17 protein-coding genes and 2 tRNA genes are annotated in these 18,446 nt (G+C 35.0%); 10 read left to right on the top strand and 9 right to left on the bottom strand.

What is annotated here, in order from left to right; all coding sequences use genetic code 11:
• Positions 1–16: 16 nt before the first annotated feature.
• Positions 17–1,660 carry a hypothetical protein gene (locus E0F91_RS13650; RefSeq protein WP_132067013.1) on the bottom strand — a complete coding sequence of 548 codons (1,644 nt, stop codon included), beginning with the start codon at positions 1,658–1,660 and terminating at the stop codon, positions 17–19.
• A 227-nt stretch (positions 1,661–1,887) separates the two neighbouring features.
• Here E0F91_RS13650 and E0F91_RS13645 point away from each other — a divergent pair, with 227 nt between their 5' ends.
• The 5 genes from E0F91_RS13645 (at position 1,888) to fabD (ending at position 6,824) form a co-directional block, all read left to right on the top strand.
• Positions 1,888–2,562, top strand: coding sequence for a response regulator transcription factor (locus tag E0F91_RS13645; protein ID WP_132067012.1), 675 nt, complete (start codon positions 1,888–1,890; stop codon positions 2,560–2,562).
• A gap of 2 nt (positions 2,563–2,564) precedes the next feature.
• Positions 2,565–3,953, top strand: coding sequence for a HAMP domain-containing sensor histidine kinase (locus tag E0F91_RS13640; RefSeq protein WP_132067011.1), 1,389 nt, complete (start codon positions 2,565–2,567; stop codon positions 3,951–3,953).
• Between the two features lie 80 nt (positions 3,954–4,033).
• Positions 4,034–4,759 (top strand): hypothetical protein, encoded by a 726-nt coding sequence (locus E0F91_RS13635; RefSeq protein ID WP_132067010.1) that lies wholly within the window; start codon positions 4,034–4,036, stop codon positions 4,757–4,759.
• 60 nt (positions 4,760–4,819) lie between these two features.
• Positions 4,820–5,746, top strand: coding sequence for a bestrophin family protein (locus tag E0F91_RS13630; RefSeq protein WP_243698908.1), 927 nt, complete (start codon positions 4,820–4,822; stop codon positions 5,744–5,746).
• Between the two features lie 202 nt (positions 5,747–5,948).
• Entirely contained in the window at positions 5,949–6,824 is an 876-nt protein-coding gene (gene fabD, locus E0F91_RS13625; protein ID WP_132067008.1) for an ACP S-malonyltransferase, read from the top strand.
• A 74-nt stretch (positions 6,825–6,898) separates the two neighbouring features.
• On the opposite strand, the gene E0F91_RS13620 is transcribed toward fabD, so the two are convergent.
• The 4 genes from E0F91_RS13620 to E0F91_RS13605 all read right to left on the bottom strand — a co-directional run bounded on the left by E0F91_RS13620 (position 6,899) and on the right by E0F91_RS13605 (position 9,750).
• Positions 6,899–7,225, bottom strand: coding sequence for a hypothetical protein (locus E0F91_RS13620; protein ID WP_132067007.1), 327 nt, complete (start codon positions 7,223–7,225; stop codon positions 6,899–6,901).
• Positions 7,210–7,404, bottom strand: coding sequence for a hypothetical protein (locus E0F91_RS13615; protein ID WP_132067006.1), 195 nt, complete (start codon positions 7,402–7,404; stop codon positions 7,210–7,212). Before E0F91_RS13615 ends, E0F91_RS13620 begins: the two co-directional genes overlap by 16 nt.
• 120 nt (positions 7,405–7,524) lie before the next feature.
• Entirely contained in the window at positions 7,525–8,538 is a 1,014-nt protein-coding gene (gene galE / locus E0F91_RS13610) for a UDP-glucose 4-epimerase GalE (RefSeq protein ID WP_132067005.1), read from the bottom strand.
• Between the two features lie 81 nt (positions 8,539–8,619).
• On the bottom strand, positions 8,620–9,750 hold the full coding sequence (locus E0F91_RS13605; protein ID WP_132067004.1) for a DegT/DnrJ/EryC1/StrS family aminotransferase: 1,131 nt from the start codon (positions 9,748–9,750) through the stop codon (positions 8,620–8,622).
• A 226-nt stretch (positions 9,751–9,976) separates the two neighbouring features.
• Between E0F91_RS13605 and E0F91_RS13600 the strand changes: the two genes are divergently transcribed.
• The 4 genes from E0F91_RS13600 to E0F91_RS13585 all read left to right on the top strand — a co-directional run bounded on the left by E0F91_RS13600 (position 9,977) and on the right by E0F91_RS13585 (position 14,276).
• Entirely contained in the window at positions 9,977–11,218 is a 1,242-nt protein-coding gene (locus tag E0F91_RS13600; protein WP_132067056.1) for a 3-deoxy-D-manno-octulosonic acid transferase, read from the top strand.
• Positions 11,205–11,651: a GNAT family N-acetyltransferase gene (locus tag E0F91_RS13595; RefSeq protein WP_132067003.1), complete on the top strand. Its 447-nt coding sequence runs from the start codon at positions 11,205–11,207 to the stop codon at positions 11,649–11,651. The genes E0F91_RS13600 and E0F91_RS13595 overlap by 14 nt, the downstream gene beginning before the upstream one ends.
• Before the next feature lie 23 nt (positions 11,652–11,674).
• Entirely contained in the window at positions 11,675–13,846 is a 2,172-nt protein-coding gene (locus E0F91_RS13590) for a S46 family peptidase (RefSeq protein WP_132067002.1), read from the top strand.
• A 196-nt stretch (positions 13,847–14,042) separates the two neighbouring features.
• Entirely contained in the window at positions 14,043–14,276 is a 234-nt protein-coding gene (locus tag E0F91_RS13585; protein WP_073351851.1) for a PG1828 family lipoprotein, read from the top strand.
• Positions 14,277–14,439: 163 nt separating this feature from the next.
• Here the strand turns inward: E0F91_RS13585 and E0F91_RS13580 are convergent, their stop codons facing one another.
• The 4 genes from E0F91_RS13580 to mutS all read right to left on the bottom strand — a co-directional run bounded on the left by E0F91_RS13580 (position 14,440) and on the right by mutS (position 17,831).
• Entirely contained in the window at positions 14,440–14,787 is a 348-nt protein-coding gene (locus tag E0F91_RS13580; RefSeq protein ID WP_132067001.1) for a DUF1508 domain-containing protein, read from the bottom strand.
• Between the two features lie 117 nt (positions 14,788–14,904).
• Positions 14,905–14,990: transfer RNA gene (locus E0F91_RS13575), tRNA-Leu, on the bottom strand.
• Positions 14,991–15,001: 11 nt separating this feature from the next.
• Positions 15,002–15,077: transfer RNA gene (locus tag E0F91_RS13570), tRNA-Gly, on the bottom strand.
• A gap of 147 nt (positions 15,078–15,224) precedes the next feature.
• Complete coding sequence (gene mutS, locus E0F91_RS13565; RefSeq protein ID WP_165930138.1) at positions 15,225–17,831, bottom strand: DNA mismatch repair protein MutS; 2,607 nt, start codon at positions 17,829–17,831, stop codon at positions 15,225–15,227.
• Positions 17,832–17,993: 162 nt separating this feature from the next.
• On the opposite strand from mutS, the gene E0F91_RS13560 reads away from it, so the two are divergent.
• Complete coding sequence (locus E0F91_RS13560; RefSeq protein ID WP_132067000.1) at positions 17,994–18,443, top strand: DUF1573 domain-containing protein; 450 nt, start codon at positions 17,994–17,996, stop codon at positions 18,441–18,443.
• Positions 18,444–18,446: the final 3 nt, after the last annotated feature.

Raw genomic sequence — 18,446 nt, 5'->3', positions numbered from 1 at the left:
TTTAAGCCCTTTTGAATTACTTCGATTTCATACTTGATTTGAGATTGATATTCTCAAAACTGGAAACATCTATTACTTCTTCTAAATCCAAATCAAAGGAAATTTGTATACTATCGCCCACCATTGTTACTGGCAATTGATTGGATATTTGTGAGGAACCTACAAAAATATTCGGATAATCTTTCACCTTGAAATAATAAAAGCTATTCCCATTTTTGACATCATTCTGGATTCGGGTCACCACTGATTTCAGTATTTTTTTATTGGAAACACTATTCGGATTTATTTTATTATCCGACATATTATATACGTTTTTAAACGAAGTCAATGTTTCTCGCATTGTATTGCCTACACCTACAATCGTATAATCTGAAATGGCTACCATTGCAAACATTTTTACCAATCCACCATCATCTTTCAGAGTCATCACATAAGTTGGTATGTTATTGATATTATAAGGAATAGGCAAAGAAGCCTTGTATCCTTTTTCCTGAACTTTTCCTTGGGCAGAGCTTTGAGCAGCAAACTCGGTCGCGCCTCCTTGCTTGTAAAAAGTAGTTTCTTTAGTTCTGGTATCTACTAGGACAAAACCTACAGCGGACTCATCTTTCCCTACCGAAGTCAATCCAGTATACCAATACGATTTATCGTTCTTTCCGTAAACTAAGGTCAAACCTTCTGTGATTTGAAGTTTGTCCGCGTTAGAAAAATTCCAATATCCGTGCACATATTCACCCCAATCGTTCAATTGATCTTCGATAAATTCTAAGGGCTGGATTCGATCCACCCATTTTGGAGTTGCAGCAATAGCATACTCTTTCATAGTACCAGATTGTGCATCAACGACAATAGTTCCTATGGCTTCATTTCCTGCAAATCCTATTTTTTTCGCATATTTGGTAACAATCCAAAACGGTTTTCCAGCATCATCAATTTCAAAACTAAAATCAGCCAAACCAACAGTAGCATTGCCGTTAAAATAAACCTGTCTGTGAATATCACTTTGAAAATAAGCTCCTGGTTGGTATTTAATCTTAATAGCTGCCCCGCCAACATTCTGAACTAATTTTACATCGCGTTCATTAGTCGCAGAAACCATAACATAGCCAGCTGTTCCTTCTTGGTTGTTAAACCACTTAAAAAAACCCGAATGCAGTAGCGGTGCTACCCAATACAAGTTGTTGTTTACTTTTTGAATGCAAAAATCACCTAATTCAACTTGACTCCCTAAAGCTGGTTGCGAACCTAAAACTTTTTCTCCCAAAAGATGGGCTAATTCCTCATCAACCACACGGATTTTATCAATCGAAATTGGAGCAATATGATTGGTGATTTTTTGGCCGTTTTTGACCTCGCCTATTAGTTCTTGATAGGAATCACTCCTAAACATTTTTAGGCTAGTTACAAAAGGAAGCACAATACAATACACTAAAAGTATTCCTGCCAAAATAGACAAAAACTTATTTGGCTTGGAAACAATCTTAACTTGTTTGGTTTGCTGCGAAACGGAAAACCCTATTGATAATAGAATACCCAGAATCACCAACAGTAAAAAAATAACAGCAAAACCAGTAAAACCATAATGAAGTACAGGCAGGTTGATGTAAAAAAGTAAAAATCCAAAAAGGAATAAAAATGCAATAGAGAAAATATTTTTCATATGGCTGTGTATTTATATTTGATTAGTAATCAAAAAATACAATCTGTTACAATAAAAAATTTCAATAAATTAATAATGAACACTATACATGAATGGCTAAAGGCCTTTTAAAAAGATAAAACATCACTTTCAACTATTTATAAGATTTTGTTAATATTAGTTTAGCAGTCATTTTTTCGAAAAAAAATAAAAGTTTAATCATTAGATTTGTATAAACAGTACTGTTCATGAAGTTATTAATAGTAGAGGACGAGCCTAGTCTTTCGTCAATTATCCGTAAAGGGTTTTCAGAAAGAAATCACGATGTAAGTGTTGCACTTGATGGGACAACAGCATTAGAGTTACTCTCTAATCATGCTTTTGATGTGGTTTTACTAGATGTGATGTTACCTGACATCAACGGTATTGAAATTTGCAGACGGTTGAGAGCAGCAAAAAATTTCGTCCCCATTTTACTCCTAACCGCTTTAGGCAGTAGTGAAAATATAATAAACGGACTAAATTCTGGAGCCGATGATTATTTAGTAAAACCCTTTAAATTTCTAGAACTTGATGCCAGAGTAAATGCACTTTCAAGAAGAGCTGGCTTATTACAAAAACCGACTGAAGTTATTACTATTGCAGATCTAAAAATTAATTCCAAAACAAAAACGGTCTCCAGAAATGGGGATCCCATTATTTTAACAGCCAAAGAATTTAAGCTTTTGTATTATTTAGCCAAAAACGCAGAAACTATACTATCGCGAGAGCAACTTTTAGACAATGTTTGGGATATTAATTTTGACATGAATACAAATGTAATTGATGTCTACATCAACTACTTGAGAAAAAAAATAGACAAACCCTATGAAACCAAGTTAATTCACACCATGAAAGGTTTGGGTTATGTAATGAAATCATAAAAATGCAGATTAAGAAAAAAATCACCTTTACCTATGTTGCGCTATCGACACTCAGTACTCTTTTACTAAGTATGGTGGTTTTTTTCTTGTTCAAGCAAAACAATCAGTACCATTTTTTGAAAAGATTGCAAGATCGAGCTAAAATTGTAGCATCAATTCATTATCAAAATGATCCGTTAAAAACCCAATATTTCAAAGAATTCAAAGCCAATGGGCTTGAAGAATTAATCAACGAACAAAATTATGTTCTCAAAGTCAGTGGGAAAAACACCTTTGAATACAACACTGATCTTCATCTACCCGCTGATTTTTACACTGAAGTAATGGTAAATGGTTCTCACTGGATCGAAAACAACAATCACTATTTTTATGCACAAGTATTCACTGAATCCAATCAAAAATACATAGTGATCATCACCGCGAAAGACCGTCGGGGTGACGTGAGTAGTATTTACATCATTCAAATTCTATTTTTTGGTGGATTGGGATTTATAGTATTGGCCTATTTCCTAGGAAGGTTTCTGGCACGTAGAGTTATAAATCCTGTGGCAAGAATTACAGCCCAAGTGAAAATAATAAGCGCCTCAAACCTACACAATAGACTTCCCGAAACTAAAAAAACAGATGAAATTGCTGATTTGACAAAAACCTTTAACAATATGCTCGATCGACTGGAAACCTCCTTCGAAATTCAAGCTAATTTCATCAATAATGCTTCACACGAACTAAAAACGCCAGTTACTTCTATAATTGCGGAAGCAGAAATAATGCTCTTGAAAGAAAGGAATATAACAGATTATATTGCCTCCTTAGAAAACATACACAGTCAAGCATCAAGGCTGGGGGACCTCACTGAAAGTCTTCTAAAAATGACACAAACTGGTTATGATGGAAAAAAACAATTATTAGATATCGTTAGAATCGATGAACTTCTTATGGATGTAAAATCAGATATTGATAAAATTTACCCCAATAACAAAGTCAAGTTAAAAATCAATGAAATTCCCAACGATCCCAAGCTGCTTGAAATTCCATGCAACAAATCGTTATTAGAACTCTCCTTAAACAATATCATTGCTAATGGTGTAAAATATTCAGATAACGAAACTGTTTTTGTAACTCTTTCTATAAAAAATTCCACTATCAAAATTTCGATTACTGACATCGGAATTGGTATTCCTGCAGAGGATATTCCGCATCTTTACGAACCTTTTTTTCGAGGCAAAAAAGCATCAAAATATAACGGCTATGGATTGGGACTTCCACTTGCTATGAAAATAATTCGGATGCATAACGGCGAACTTCAAATACAATCTGAACCTGACAAAGGAACAATCGTTAATATTACATTTAAAACAACAAACATTAGAAATTCTAATGTTAATTCTTAGTATATTCTAATTTTAATTTAAGGTTTCTTTTATTTGGGTACTGTTATTTTGCATGTATAAATAAATCTAATTTATTACACATGAAAAATATTCTGATCCCTTCTATATTACAAAGCGACACTATCAATGCCGTTAAAACTGCTATAAAATCATCTAATGGCGCCAAGTGTCAGCTCATTCTGATGCTAATAGCTGATATTCCAGACACGTATTCTTCTGCTAATTTATTGAGAAACATCGACAAGGGATTGAGTCCTACCCAGGAATCTGTTTTGCAATTATGTCGAGAAATCATTTCGGAATCTAAAAATTACAGTTTAAAAATCCATCATCAATATGGAATTTCTGCTCCTATTATTAGAAATTTAATGGAATATTACACCATAGGACTAACAATTATGACCCCTTCTTTCAAATCCTCTCAAAAGAAAATCAATACGCATTGCGCCCAAATTATTGCTAACAGCAAATGCCCCATTTTACATACAAACACCGACTTTCAAGAAGAAACGTTTAGCCAGGCGCTTTATATTAAAAACTCCGATTCCATCTTGAATGCAGAAGATTTACAAGCCTATGTGAATACTCTCTTTTCATTAAAAATTGTGAGCGAAACTAAAATAAATGACCCACAAAGAGCCTATGATGTTGAACCCTTTTTAACTGACGCAATAGCAAAAAACAATATCAACATTTTGATTGAAACTCGAAAACCAAAGAAGCTAAAACTACTAAAAAAAGAAAAAGCATCATTTCACGAAGCATTAGGAATACCCGTTCTTTCCTTATATGAAGGAATTTACTAAAATTTAAAAAGTTTTTAAACTATTAATTCAAAACATATGTTACTAAAAAAGAAAATTCCCATGAGATATGTCCTGGGTAAAATAAAAACGGAACTAATGTTAGTGATTTTGTTTTGTATTGCATTTGAGACTTTTCACTATTTTTTCAAAACGGCATCTGTCAATATCCCAATTGCGATTCCTACAATCATTGGTACTATTATTTCGTTACTTCTGGCATTCAAATCGAATCAGGCTTACGACCGTTGGTGGGAAGCGAGAATAATTTGGGGTTCTATTGTCAATGACTCGAGGACACTGTTGCGCCAAATTATTGTTTTTTATAACGATCCTGATTTCTCCATACAAGCAAATGATTTCAAAGAAAAATTTGCCAAAAGACAAGCGGCATGGTGCTATAGTCTTGGGCAAACATTGAGAGAAAAAGACCCACTAAAGCCAATATTGAATTTACTAGATGATGAAGAATTACGATTTGTAAAAAAACACAAACATGTGCCTAATGCAATCCTAATGCTACACGCCAAAGATTTAAGAAAAGCACTCCACAAAAACAAAATAAACGTTTACCAACAAGTAGAAATTGACAACACACTTACAAGACTGTGTGATTCAATGGGTAAATGTGAACGTATAAAAAACACAATTTTTCCAACTACATACAGCATATACATCCGATTTGCATTATGCTTATTTATTATGCTTTTGCCTTTTGGATTAATTGCTGTGAATGGCTGGCTTAAAATTCCATTAGTGACCACTATTGCAGCTGTTTTTTTCTTAATCGAAAAAATGTCCATTCATTTATTAGATCCATTTGAAAACAGACCTACAGATACTCCTGTAAGTGCTATATCAAATACTGTTGAAAAAAATCTTATGCAGATGGTAAACGAATACAGAGATGAATTTGACGAGGAATCCTATTCTTATGATGTGAAATCACATCCCATTCAACCTTTAAAGAATGCATATTTCGTTCTTTAGTTTTCAGAATTTTGATTTTAGTACTAATCCACTCCATTTATTGGGGTGGATTTTTTTGTTGAATTAAATGTTTGTTTTAAAATCGATATGTTTCCTTCGGTAGTAATACGATAGTTTTAAATACCGTAAAAAATAGTATTTTTGCATCCCGATTGAAACTCGTTTTTCAATCAATACATTTTTCAATCTTTAAATTAGACACATGAAAGCATACGTATTTCCAGGCCAAGGCGCACAATTTACAGGAATGGGTAAAGAATTATATGAAAGTTCTGCTCTGGCAAAAGAATTATTCGAGAAAGCCAATGAAATTTTAGGTTTCCGCATCACAGACATCATGTTTGAAGGAACAGCCGAGGAATTGAAAGAAACCAAAGTGACGCAACCAGCCGTTTTCTTACATTCGGTGATTTTAGCAAAAACTTTAGGAGAGGATTTCAAACCAGAAATGGTAGCGGGACATTCATTAGGTGAATTCTCCGCTTTAGTAGCTAATGGTGCTTTGTCTTTTGAAGATGGTTTAAAATTAGTTTCACAAAGAGCTTTGGCCATGCAAAAAGCCTGCGAAATAAAACCATCTACAATGGCAGCTGTTTTAGGATTGGCTGACACTATTGTGGAGGAAGTTTGCGCTTCGATTGACGGAATTGTAGTAGCTGCAAATTATAACTGTCCAGGACAATTAGTAATTTCAGGAGAAACATCAGCAGTAGAAAAAGCATGTGAAGCAATGAAAGCTGCTGGCGCAAAACGGGCGTTGTTGTTACCTGTTGGCGGTGCTTTTCACTCTCCAATGATGGAACCGGCAAGAGAAGAGCTAGCAGCAGCCATTGAAGCGACTACATTCTCTACTCCTATTTGTCCGGTATACCAAAATGTAACAGCAAGTGCAGTTTCAGATCCAAACGAAATCAAAAAGAACTTAATTATTCAATTGACAGCCCCAGTAAAATGGACACAATCTGTACAACAAATGATTGCTGACGGTGCTACTTTATTTACTGAAGTAGGTCCAGGAAAAGTATTAGCTGGACTAATTGGAAAAATTGATAAAGAAGCGGTTACTGCGAATGCTTAATCCCCCTAACTTCCGAAGGGAGAACAAATACAATCCTCATAAATGAATTTTTATGAGGATTTTTAATTTAAAAATCAGAATTCTTTAGCCTCTTCGCAATGATTGTTTATAATTCCAGTAATCAAGAATACGAACTCCTGTCTTTCAAAGAATAGGTACCAAGTGGTTCGACTATTCGCTTTGTAGAAAATGTAATGTGATCCTAAATAGCGGAGCTTTTGTGGCGTTGGTTTGTGAGTACTTAATCGTAAGTTTTCAGGAACAGAATCATAAATTTTAGAAACATATTCTTCTGCCGTTTCTATAAACCCAAAATATTCCTTTTTATACAAAAGACGAACTAGGTCATCCAAAAAATCAATCACGTGCGGCGTGAAAACAACTTTTATTTTCCCCACCATCCTCTAATTCTTCTAATAGATTCCGCTTTAGCGTCTTCAGGAGTGTACCCTTTTTTCACTTCTTCGTCAAAATCAAAAGTAGCTCTATCAATCCCTTTGAACTTCATTTTTGAAGTTTCATAATCTGTTGAAGGCTCTTCGGCTTTCGTATTTTCAGATTTCTTTTTTTCAGTATCCATTATTCATTTCTTTGTGTAACGAATTTACAACAAATAACTTAAACGAAAAAATCCCAAATTATCGTTGTGATAATTTAGGATTTTAAATATGTTTTTCTAGAGAGACTCTATAGTTTATGTCTACGAACGAATTTTCTGTTCCCATTTCCAAGCACTCGCCATCGCTTCTTCCAGCGTAGATTGGGCTTTCCATCCTAAAACATCATTCGCTTTATCGGTATTGGCGTAAGCAGAAGTTATATCACCTTCTCTACGTCCTACAATTTTATAAGGCAATTTTTTACCACTCACTTTTTCGAAGGAATGGATCACTTCTAAAACAGAGCTTCCGGTTCCGGTTCCTAGATTAAAGGTTTCTACTTTAGCGGTATTTTTTTTGTTCAATAAACGTTGCAAAGCAATTACATGGGCTTTCGCCAAATCGACTACGTGAATGTAATCGCGAACCGCAGTTCCATCAGGAGTTGGGTAATCATCTCCATAAACAGCTAATTCTTTGCGCAATCCAAAACCGGTTTGAGTAATAAACGGCACTAAATTCTGAGGAACGCCAATAGGTAATTCTCCAATTTCAGTGGATGGATGCGCCCCAATTGGATTAAAATAACGTAATAAAATAGCATTGATATTTGTAACTTTAGCTGTATCAGTGATGATTTCTTCTCCTATTTGTTTCGTGTTTCCATACGGAGACATTGCAGTTTGAATGGAAGCATTTTCAGTAATCGGCATGGTTTCGGCTTGACCATAAACAGTACATGACGAGCTGAAGATGAAATTTGCTTCTTGTTTTTGCTGCAATTCTTGCAAAACATAAACCAAGGCATTGATATTATTTTCATAGTACAACAACGGATTTTCAACACTTTCTCCCACTGCTTTCGAAGCTGCAAAATGAATGACACCTGAAATATCATGATGTCTTTTGAAAAATTCCTGCACTTTTTCTTTTTCACGCAAATCTAATTTTTCGAAAGCCGGAACTTTTCCCGTAATATTCTGAATTCCGTCCAAAACACTCAAGGAAGTATTAGATAAATTGTCTACAATTATCACTTCATATCCTTCGTTTTGCAATTCAACTACGGTATGAGATCCTATAAAACCCAAACCTCCTGTAACTAGTATTTTCATGATTTCTATTTTTATACAAACGCGATGTATAGCGTTCTTTCATTTATAAAAAAGATGCGATACATCGCGTCTCTACTAAAATTATCCTAAATATTCTAAAACGGAATCCGTAATAAACTTAATTTGCTCGTCATCTAATTCAGTGTGCATTGGCAATGAAAGTACTTCCGTCACTAATTGATTAGTTACCGGAAAATCTTCTTCTTTATAACGGGAATCCAAATACGCTTTTTGCGAATGCAACGGAATTGGGTAATAAATAGCGCAAGGAATTCCTTTGTCTAGTAAATGCTGCATCAAACCATTCCTATTAGCATCTATAATTCGCAACGTATATTGATGAAAAACGTGGCAGTCACAAATATCACAAATACTTGGCGCAACAATATTTTTATGTCCTTCAAAAGCAGCCGAATATTTCCTAGCTGCATCTTGTCTAGCTCTTCCATATTGATCTAACAAAGGCAATTTAGCGTTCAAAACTGCGGCCTGAATACTGTCTAAACGAGAATTTACACCTACAACATCATGGTGGTATCGCTCATACATTCCGTGATTTACAATGCCGCGAAGTTTGTGCGCCAAAGCATCATCATTCGTAAAAATCGCTCCACCATCGCCGTAGCATCCTAGATTTTTGGAAGGAAAAAATGAGGTCGCTCCTACGTGTCCAATGGTTCCCGCTTTCTTTTTAGTCCCATCCGAAAATTTACAGTTGGCACCAATCGCTTGCGCATTATCTTCGATAACGTATAAGTTAAATTCTTTGGCGATAGCCATAATTGCTTCCATATTGGCGGCACGACCAAACAAATGTACCGGAACAATCGCTTTTGTTTTTGGTGTAATTGCTTTTTTGATTCCTTCAATAGAAATATTCATATTGTACAAATCCACATCGACTAAAACGGGTGTCAGTTGCAATAAAGCAATTACTTCCACTGTCGCAGCAAAAGTAAAATCAGCCGTTATAACCTCATCACCGGGCTTTAAATCCAATCCCATCATCGCAATTTGCAACGCATCGGTTCCATTTGCACAAGGAATTACGTGTTTTACATCTAAATATGCTTCTAATGATTTTTGAAATTCATGAACCTGAGGTCCATTAATATAAGTATTAGTGTCTAAAACTTCCTGAATAGAAATGTTCACGACGTCTTTTATTTTTTCATATTGACTTTTTAAGTCAACCATTTGGATTTTTTTCATTGTAATTTATGTTTAATGTTAGAAAGATTACCGATTTTAAATACAGTAAATACTTTCTTAAAACGAAGAACAAAAATAGTTATTTATGAGTTGAAACCAATGCAACCAACAGTAAAAAAAGATAATATTCCAATGAAATAAAAAGAGTTCTCGTATCCAAAATTTAAATATTGCTGCAGAAGAAATTAAAATAAAGAAAACGTATTTTAGCCCAAAAATTTAAATGATGCTTTCATTATATAACTTAATCGTTCATTTTGCTGGTTTTCTACTAAAAATCATGGCGCTTTTCAGTCCAAAAATGAAACTTTTTGTAGATGGACGGAAAGTAGTTTTTCCAGTTTTGGAACAAAAAATAAAACCTAATGACAAAACAATCTGGTTTCATGCCGCTTCTTTGGGAGAATACGAGCAAGGTTTACCTGTGATTGAAAAAATAAAAGTGCAATTTCCTTCACATAAAATAGTAGTTACTTTTTTCTCTCCTTCAGGCTATGAAGTTCGTAAAAACAATACTGTTGCTGATGTTACCGTGTATTTGCCCTTGGACACCAAGAAAAATGCACAACAATTTCTGAAACTCGTTCATCCGGATTTGGTGTTTTTTATTAAATACGAATACTGGCCCAATTATTTAGCCGAGCTCAAAAAATCAAATACTAAAACCTACCTGATTTCAGGAATTCTTAGAAAAAATCAACTGTTTTTCAAATGGTACGGTGGCTTTTACAGAGAGGCACTAAATACATTTACCTACTTTTTTGTGCAAAATGAAACTTCCAAAAAACTACTTCAGCAGTTAGGAAAAACCAATGTTGCCGTTTCCGGAGATACCCGATTTGACCGAGTAGCCACAATTTTAGAAAAAGACAATTCACTGGATTTTATTTCTGATTTTAAAGACAATACAATAACAATTGTCGTAGGAAGTTCGTGGCCAAAAGATGAAGATTTATTAGTGAATTTTATTAATTCAAATACTTTCCATGTCAAATTTATACTTGCGCCACATAATATTAAAGAACAACAAATTCAACAATTGAAAAACAGCATCACTAAAAAAACTGTTCTGTTCTCTGAAAAAGAAGGAAAGCAATTGGCTGATTTCGATGTTTTTATCATTGATACGATCGGCATTTTGACCAAAATCTACAGTTATGCGGATATTGCATATGTGGGGGGCGGTTTTGGAAATCCGGGAGTTCACAATGTATTGGAACCGGCAACTTTTGGCGTTCCAATTCTTATTGGACCCAACTATTCGCATTTTGCAGAAGCAATCGCGCTGGTAAATATAGAAGCCTGTGTTTCGGTTGCCAATCAAAAAGAATTAAATGAAGCGCTTGAAAACCTAATACGCAATGACGACATCCGAAGGGAGAAAGGTCATATATCCAGCACTTTTGTACAAATGAATGAAGGCGCCACTGCCATCATTTTAAAAAATATTTTGAATGATTACATTTAAAACCCTAACACTTTCTGATATAGAAACCGTCGTCTCCATGATGCAGGAATTCTATGCCATTGATAATTATCCAATGGACATTGAAGTTTCTAAAGCTTTATTTCAAGAATTTATTTCCAATGAAAATCTGGGAAAAGCTTGGCTCATTTTTTCTGACAATGAAATTGTAGGATATGTTATTTTAACTTTTATATTCAGTTTCGAATACCAAGGAAGAATTGCTTTTTTAGATGAATTGTATTTGAACGAAAATGCTCGAGGCAAAGGAATTGGAAGTCAAGCCATACAATTTGTAGTAGAGGAAAGTAAAAAATTAGCACTACAATTAATATATCTAGAGATAGAAAATCACAATCAAAACGCACAAAAATTGTATATTGCCAGCGGTTTTGAATTACATAATCGAAAATTAATGGCATACAAAACCAGATAAAATTGCAAACTAAATATATAAACATGAAATTTTTAAAACTATTCCTATTATTATTCGTCTTGCAGACACAAGCCCAACAAGGCGGTATGTGGATTCCTTCGCTACTGAAAGGAATGAACGAGACCGAAATGAAAAATCTGGGCATGAAAATGTCTGTACAAGACATTTATGACGTGAATCAGTCAAGCATGAAAGATGCGGTTCCACATTTTAACGGAGGTTGTACATCAGAAGTTATTTCTCCAAAGGGATTGATTTTAACCAATCACCACTGTGGATATTCACAAATCCAATCCCACTCTACTGTCGAAAAAGATTACTTAACAGATGGATTCTGGGCCTACAAAATGGAAGATGAATTGCCTAACGAAGGTTTGACAGTAACTTTCATTGTCAAAATAGAAGATGTAACCGTTTCCGTTCTGGAAGGAACTGCTGCACTTAGCAGTGAAGCTGCAAAACAAAAGAAAATTCAGGAAAACATTTCGGCATTAAGTAATTCGTTACCAAAGGAAAATTGGCAGGAAAATAAAATCCGTACCTTTTTCGAAGGCAATCAATACATGCTTTTTGTAACAGAAACCTTTACGGATGTTCGTCTAGTTGGTGCTCCACCTACATCTATCGGGAAATTTGGTTCCGATACTGACAACTGGGTTTGGCCACGTCATACTGGAGATTTTTCATTGTTTAGAATTTATGCTGACAAAAACAATCACCCTGCTGCCTATTCAAAAGCGAATGTTCCTTACACTCCAAAACACTTTTTACCTATATCATTGGATGGCGTAGCCGAAGATGATTTCACATTGGTTTTTGGTTACCCAGGAAAAACAAACGAATATTTACCTTCGGTTGCCATTGAGCAAATTGTAAACGAACTGAATCCTGCCAAAATCGAAATCAGAGATAAAGCCTTAAAAGTTGCCGATGGTTTTATGCGAAAAGACAACGCTATTAAGATTCAATACGCTTCAAAATATGCGAGTATTGCCAATTATTGGAAAAAATGGATCGGCGAAACGCAAGGCTTACAAAAATCAAATGCAGTTGCTGTAAAAAAAGAGTCTGAAAAAGCCTTTCAGCAAAAAATAGCAAAAGCAGGCAAAGAAAAAGAATACGGAACACTGTTGTCTGACTTTGACAAAAACTATACGGAAATTGCGCCTTATGCTGTAGCAAGAGACTATTTTACAGAAGTAGTACTGCGCAATACTGAATTGTTGAGTACTGGATATAGATTATACCAACTGGAGCAAGTTTACAATGCCAGAGGAGAGCAAGCTTTCAATGACAGAAAAAACAATTTGATTACTGGACTGGCTGATTTTTACAAAAATTTCAATGCAACTGTTGATGAAAAAGTTTTTGAACAATTAATTGAATTGTATGCTACCAAATCCCCAAAGCAATTTTTACCAAAAGGGTTGGTCAATGTGAACGCTAAAAATCTAGCTTCGGAAGTGTATACCAAATCTCAACTGAAAAATTACGCCGGTTTGAAACAATTGTTATCAGGTGATGCCCGTACTGTTATGGCAAATTTAAATAATGATCCAGGTTTCTTGCTTGTAAAAGAATTAGCCGACAAATATTCTAAAGAAGTTGCGCCAAAATACGACGAACTGAACTTAACGATTACGGCATTGCAACGCACGTACATGAAAGCGCAATTAGAATTGAATACGGAAAGCCGTATTTTTCCTGATGCTAACAGCACCTTACGTGTAACCTACGGAAAAGTAAAAGGATACGAGCCTAAAGACGCTACAGTATATACTCCAGTAACGTATTTAGACGGCGTAATGGAAAAATATATTCCAGGAGACTATGAATTTGATGTTCCTGCCAAATTGATTGATTTATACAAAACAAAGGATTACGGTCCTTACGGCGAAAATGGAAAAATGCCTGTATGTTTTATTGGTACAAATCACACCACAGGAGGTAATTCAGGAAGTCCGGCAATTGACGCTAATGGAAACTTAATAGGACTCAATTTTGACAGAGTTTGGGAAGGAACAATGAGTGATATTTATTACGATCCAAGTATTTGCAGAAATATCATGGTCGATATCCGTTACGTACTGTTCATTATGGACAAATATGCAGGTGCAAAAAACTTAATCAGTGAATTAAAACTAGTCCACCCAAAGAAAATTAAACCCTTGAAAAAGAAAAACTTACAAAAATAATAGCCAAAAAATAAGGCCTCGCGAACGCTATCAAACAGTAGTGACCCATTTATACTAACTGGCATAATAATTGGTATCTGTTTGTATGTTGACAAAAAATATTATTTTTTAAAAAAAAAATAAAAAAATATTTTACATATTAAAAAATTTATATCTTTGCCACGAATTAATAATTAACCTTTTATATTAAATTAAGATGAAAAAAGTATTTTTAAGTTTAGCTGCTGTTGCTGTATTGACTGTTGTATCATGTAAAAAAGCTGACGCTCCTGCTGAAGATTCTGCAACTGCTGTTGATTCTGCTGCTATGGTAGTTGATTCTGCTGCTATGGTAGTTGATTCTGCTGCACAAGTTGTTGATTCTGCTGCTGCTGCTGCTACTGATGCTGCTGAAGTTGCTACTGATGCTGCTACAGAAGTAAAAAAATAATTAGAACTCAAATTCTAAAAATTTTAAAGCCATCCGCTCTGCGAGATGGCTTTTTTAATTTGTAACAGTTTCCTCAACAAGAAATAGCTTTACAGAACAAAAAAAAGAGAGTCTTGACTATATACCAAGACTCTCTTTTTTTTTATCAATTCAATTAAAAACCTCAATCAATAAAAATAAAATCATTTACTGAGAAATCTAATATTTCAGATACAGAACCATATTTTATGATTTCGTCAATTCCCTTTTGTAAACGTAAAGAAGTAGTATACTTTCTGCTTGTTGCAAAATGAGTATCTCCAAGCATCAATTTGAAATAAAACTTCCCACTAGAAGATTTAAACTTCAAAAAATTAGCGGATTGCATATTCATTTTAAATCTTTCGATATCTTCTTCACACTCAAACTTGAGTTCATAACTCAAACTTGTAAAAACAACTTTTCCCTTTCTAGAGGTAAATACGAATTTATATTCATCGTTGTATCGTTTACTGATAACAAAAGCCCCCATAACATTTCGTGTTAGTAAAAATTAAGCAACAATACTCCCAATAGCATTTTTAATAAGATTTCTTTTCTTGGCTGAATAAAAGCCATAAAAAAAGCTCCTTCTTTCGAAGGAGCTTTGTACTCAGAGCGGGACTTGAACCCGCACGAACATTGCTGTTCACTGGATTTTAAGTCCAGCGTGTCTACCAATTTCACCATCCGAGCATTATGTGGTGTGGAGCGAAAAACGGGGCTCGAACCCGCGACCTCGACCTTGGCAAGGTCGCGCTCTACCAACTGAGCTATTTTCGCATTTTCAATTCTTAGAAAGAACCGCGATACTTGTTCTGTATTGCGGATGCAAATTTAGGACATTTATTGAATTACACAAGCCTTTTTTGCAAAAAATTTACAGATAAAAGTTAACCTTCTGATAACGTAAACTTTAAACCGAAAAATTTATTTTCGCGTCAACATTCTTTTAATTTCATTGAGTTTCATCAGTGCTTCCATCGGAGTAATGGTATTGATGTCCAAATTTAAGATCTCTTCTTTGATCTCTTCCAACAAAGGATCATCCAGATTAAAAAAGCTCATTTGCATGTCGTCTTGCGCTGCTTTAATCCCGTTTAACGCATCACTAGAATGATTCTTCTCCAATTTTTTTAAGAGCTTTTGTGCTTTCAAAATTACAATCTGAGGCATTCCGGCCATTTTTGCTACGTGTATTCCAAAACTATGAGCACTTCCTCCTTTGACCAACTTTCGAATAAAAAGTACCGTATCTTTCAATTCTTTGACTGCCACATTATAATTCTGAATTCTAGGCAATGATTCACTCATTTCATTCAATTCATGATAATGCGTTGCAAACAAAGTTTTAGGCTTAGAAGGATGTTCGTGCAAAAACTCTGCAATTGCCCATGCGATAGAAATCCCGTCATACGTACTCGTTCCTCTTCCAATTTCATCTAAAAGCACTAAACTACGATCCGAAATATTATTTAAGATGGAAGCTGTTTCATTCATTTCGACCATAAAAGTCGATTCACCCATCGAAATATTATCACTTGCTCCCACTCTAGTAAATATTTTATCTACAATTCCCATTCTAACGCTTTCTGCAGGAACAAAACTCCCCATTTGAGATAACAGCACAATCAAAGCGGTTTGACGCAAAATAGCCGACTTTCCGGACATATTAGGACCCGTAATCATGATCAATTGCTGTGTTTCTCTATCTAAGAAAACATCATTGGCAATATAAGGCATTCCAACAGGCAATTGTTTTTCGATAACAGGATGCCTTCCGTTTTTAATTTCCAGTTCGAATGTTTGATCGAGTTCCGGGCAAACATATTTATTCTCGATAGCCAATTGTGTGAAAGAGCATAAGCAATCTAACTGTGCCACAAGATTAGCGTTCATTTGAACCGGTTTGATATACGTAGCAATCCAGCTAACTAATTGTTCGAATAATTCTACTTCTATTTTATGAATTTTTTCTTCGGCACCGAGGATTTTGGTTTCATATTCTTTTAATTCTTCGGTAATGTAACGTTCTGCATTGACCAAGGTTTGTTTCCGAATCCATTCCGTGGGAACTTTGTCCTTGTGCATATTCCTCACTTCGATGTAATATCCAAAAACGTTATTAAAAGAGATTTTCAACGACGAAATTCCAGTTGCTTGTGATTCTCGTTTTTCAATTCCTTCTAAAAATTCTTTTCCAGAAGTTGATATTGCCCGTAACTCATCTAACTCCGCATTGATTCCTTTGGCAATCGCATTCCCTTTGGCAATAGCCACAGGAGCATCTTGGTTCAAAACCGTTTTAATTTTTTCACGCAACAATTCGCAACTATGCAAACTGTCACCAATTACTTTTACGGCTTCTTGCGGACTTTCCAAAGCCAATGTTTTTATTGGAATAATCGCATCTAAGGATTCTTTCAAATATACCACTTCGCGAGGCGATACTTTTCCAGCTGCAATTTTTGAAATCAACCGCTCTAAATCGGAAATTTGCTTAATTTGATTTTGGATGTTTTTCAGAACGCTTTGATTTTCTTTTAAATAAGAAACCACTTGGTGCCGACCTTGAATTTTATGACTGTCTTTTAACGGCAATGCCAACCAACGTTTTAGCAAACGACCACCCATTGGCGAAAGCGTTTTATCAATAACATCAAGCAGCGTGACCGCATTTGGATTATAACTGTGATACAATTCTAAATTTCGAATCGTAAACCGATCCATCCAAACATAAGCATCTTCGGCAATACGTTGAATCGCTGTGATGTGCTGCACTCTATTATGTTGCGTTTCGGACAAATAATACAAAATAGCGCCCGAAGCAATAATTCCTTCTTTGAGTTCTTCGATTCCAAATCCTTTTAAAGAAACGGTTTGAAAATGCTTCGTTAAGGTTTCGAATGCATAATCTTCCTTATAAATCCAATCTTCGAGATAAAAACAATGGTAATCGTCACCGAAAATTTCCCGGAAATCACTTTTATTGTTTTTTGGAATCAAAACCTCACTTGGGTTGAAATTCTGTAACAGCTTATCAATGTATTCCGCGTTTCCTTGAGCTGTCAAAAACTCTCCGGTGGAAACATCAAGAAAGGAAATTCCTATAGATTTATTTGCGAAATAAATAGATGCTAAAAAGTTATTCGTTTTAGATTGTAAAACCTCATCATTCATAGAAACCCCGGGAGTTACCAGTTCAGTAACACCGCGCTTGACGATAGTTTTAGTCATTTTAGGATCTTCAAGCTGATCACAAATAGCTACACGAAGACCCGCTTTTACTAATTTTGGCAAATACGTATTCAAAGAATGATGCGGAAAACCAGCAAGCGCAGTTTCCGTCTCAGAACCCGCTCCCCGCTTAGTCAAGACAATTCCTAAAATTTTGGAAGCACGTACAGCATCTTCACCAAATGTCTCATAAAAATCGCCCACACGAAACAACAAACACGCATCAGGATACTTCCTTTTTATCTCGTTGTATTGTTTCATTAACGGTGTTTCCTTAACTACTTTATCTTTAGATGCCAATGGTTTTGTATTTGAAAAATTAAAAAATAATTAGGCGAATTTATAGATTTTTAAACAAAAATGAGGTCTCTTCAAAAAATTAAACTATTTTTTTAAGAAAAAATTAAGGCGTAAATTCTAATTTTTACATAGCTTTGTGAATATTTATAAAACTAAAAACACATGAAAAAAATAATTGCTCTAGCCTTGCTAGTTACTTTAGGAGTTACGACTTCTAACGCACAAGAGACTACTAAAAAATTAAATGCTACCAATACAAAAGTTGCTACTGCAAAAGTAAATGGAGCTGGAATGGTGTTTGTTACAGAGACTATTGATTATGGCACTGTCGCTTACAACTCTGACGGCCGACGTGAATTTGTTTTTACAAATAACGGTAACAAACCATTAATCATTACTAATGCACAAGGTTCTTGTGGTTGTACTGTACCAACGTATCCAAAAGAGCCAATTGCTCCAGGTGCAAAAGGTGTTATTGGGGTAAAATATGATACTTCAAGAGCGGGTCAAGCATTTACAAAAACAGTGACTTTAACAACTAATGCGGTTGTTGCTAGTAAAACACTTACAATAAAAGGAAATGTTTTAGCTGCTCCTGCTGCAAAAAGCTAAATT

Origin of the sequence: Flavobacterium sandaracinum (assembly GCF_004349135.1) — a bacterium.
Lineage (GTDB): Bacteria > Bacteroidota > Bacteroidia > Flavobacteriales > Flavobacteriaceae > Flavobacterium > Flavobacterium sandaracinum.
Note: the sequence above shows the minus strand (reverse complement) of the source record. Positions and strands in the feature narration are given on the sequence as shown.

Coding starts and splice junctions, on each gene's coding strand:
- E0F91_RS13650 (WP_132067013.1), bottom strand. CDS start 1,660: ATGAAAAATATTTTCTCTATTGCATTTTTATTCCTTTTTGGATTTTTA.
- E0F91_RS13645 (WP_132067012.1), top strand. CDS start 1,888: ATGAAGTTATTAATAGTAGAGGACGAGCCTAGTCTTTCGTCAATTATC.
- E0F91_RS13640 (WP_132067011.1), top strand. CDS start 2,565: ATGCAGATTAAGAAAAAAATCACCTTTACCTATGTTGCGCTATCGACA.
- E0F91_RS13635 (WP_132067010.1), top strand. CDS start 4,034: ATGAAAAATATTCTGATCCCTTCTATATTACAAAGCGACACTATCAAT.
- E0F91_RS13630 (WP_243698908.1), top strand. CDS start 4,820: ATGAGATATGTCCTGGGTAAAATAAAAACGGAACTAATGTTAGTGATT.
- fabD (WP_132067008.1), top strand. CDS start 5,949: ATGAAAGCATACGTATTTCCAGGCCAAGGCGCACAATTTACAGGAATG.
- E0F91_RS13620 (WP_132067007.1), bottom strand. CDS start 7,225: ATGGTGGGGAAAATAAAAGTTGTTTTCACGCCGCACGTGATTGATTTT.
- E0F91_RS13615 (WP_132067006.1), bottom strand. CDS start 7,404: ATGGATACTGAAAAAAAGAAATCTGAAAATACGAAAGCCGAAGAGCCT.
- galE (WP_132067005.1), bottom strand. CDS start 8,538: ATGAAAATACTAGTTACAGGAGGTTTGGGTTTTATAGGATCTCATACC.
- E0F91_RS13605 (WP_132067004.1), bottom strand. CDS start 9,750: ATGAAAAAAATCCAAATGGTTGACTTAAAAAGTCAATATGAAAAAATA.
- E0F91_RS13600 (WP_132067056.1), top strand. CDS start 9,977: ATGCTTTCATTATATAACTTAATCGTTCATTTTGCTGGTTTTCTACTA.
- E0F91_RS13595 (WP_132067003.1), top strand. CDS start 11,205: ATGATTACATTTAAAACCCTAACACTTTCTGATATAGAAACCGTCGTC.
- E0F91_RS13590 (WP_132067002.1), top strand. CDS start 11,675: ATGAAATTTTTAAAACTATTCCTATTATTATTCGTCTTGCAGACACAA.
- E0F91_RS13585 (WP_073351851.1), top strand. CDS start 14,043: ATGAAAAAAGTATTTTTAAGTTTAGCTGCTGTTGCTGTATTGACTGTT.
- E0F91_RS13580 (WP_132067001.1), bottom strand. CDS start 14,787: ATGGGGGCTTTTGTTATCAGTAAACGATACAACGATGAATATAAATTC.
- E0F91_RS13560 (WP_132067000.1), top strand. CDS start 17,994: ATGAAAAAAATAATTGCTCTAGCCTTGCTAGTTACTTTAGGAGTTACG.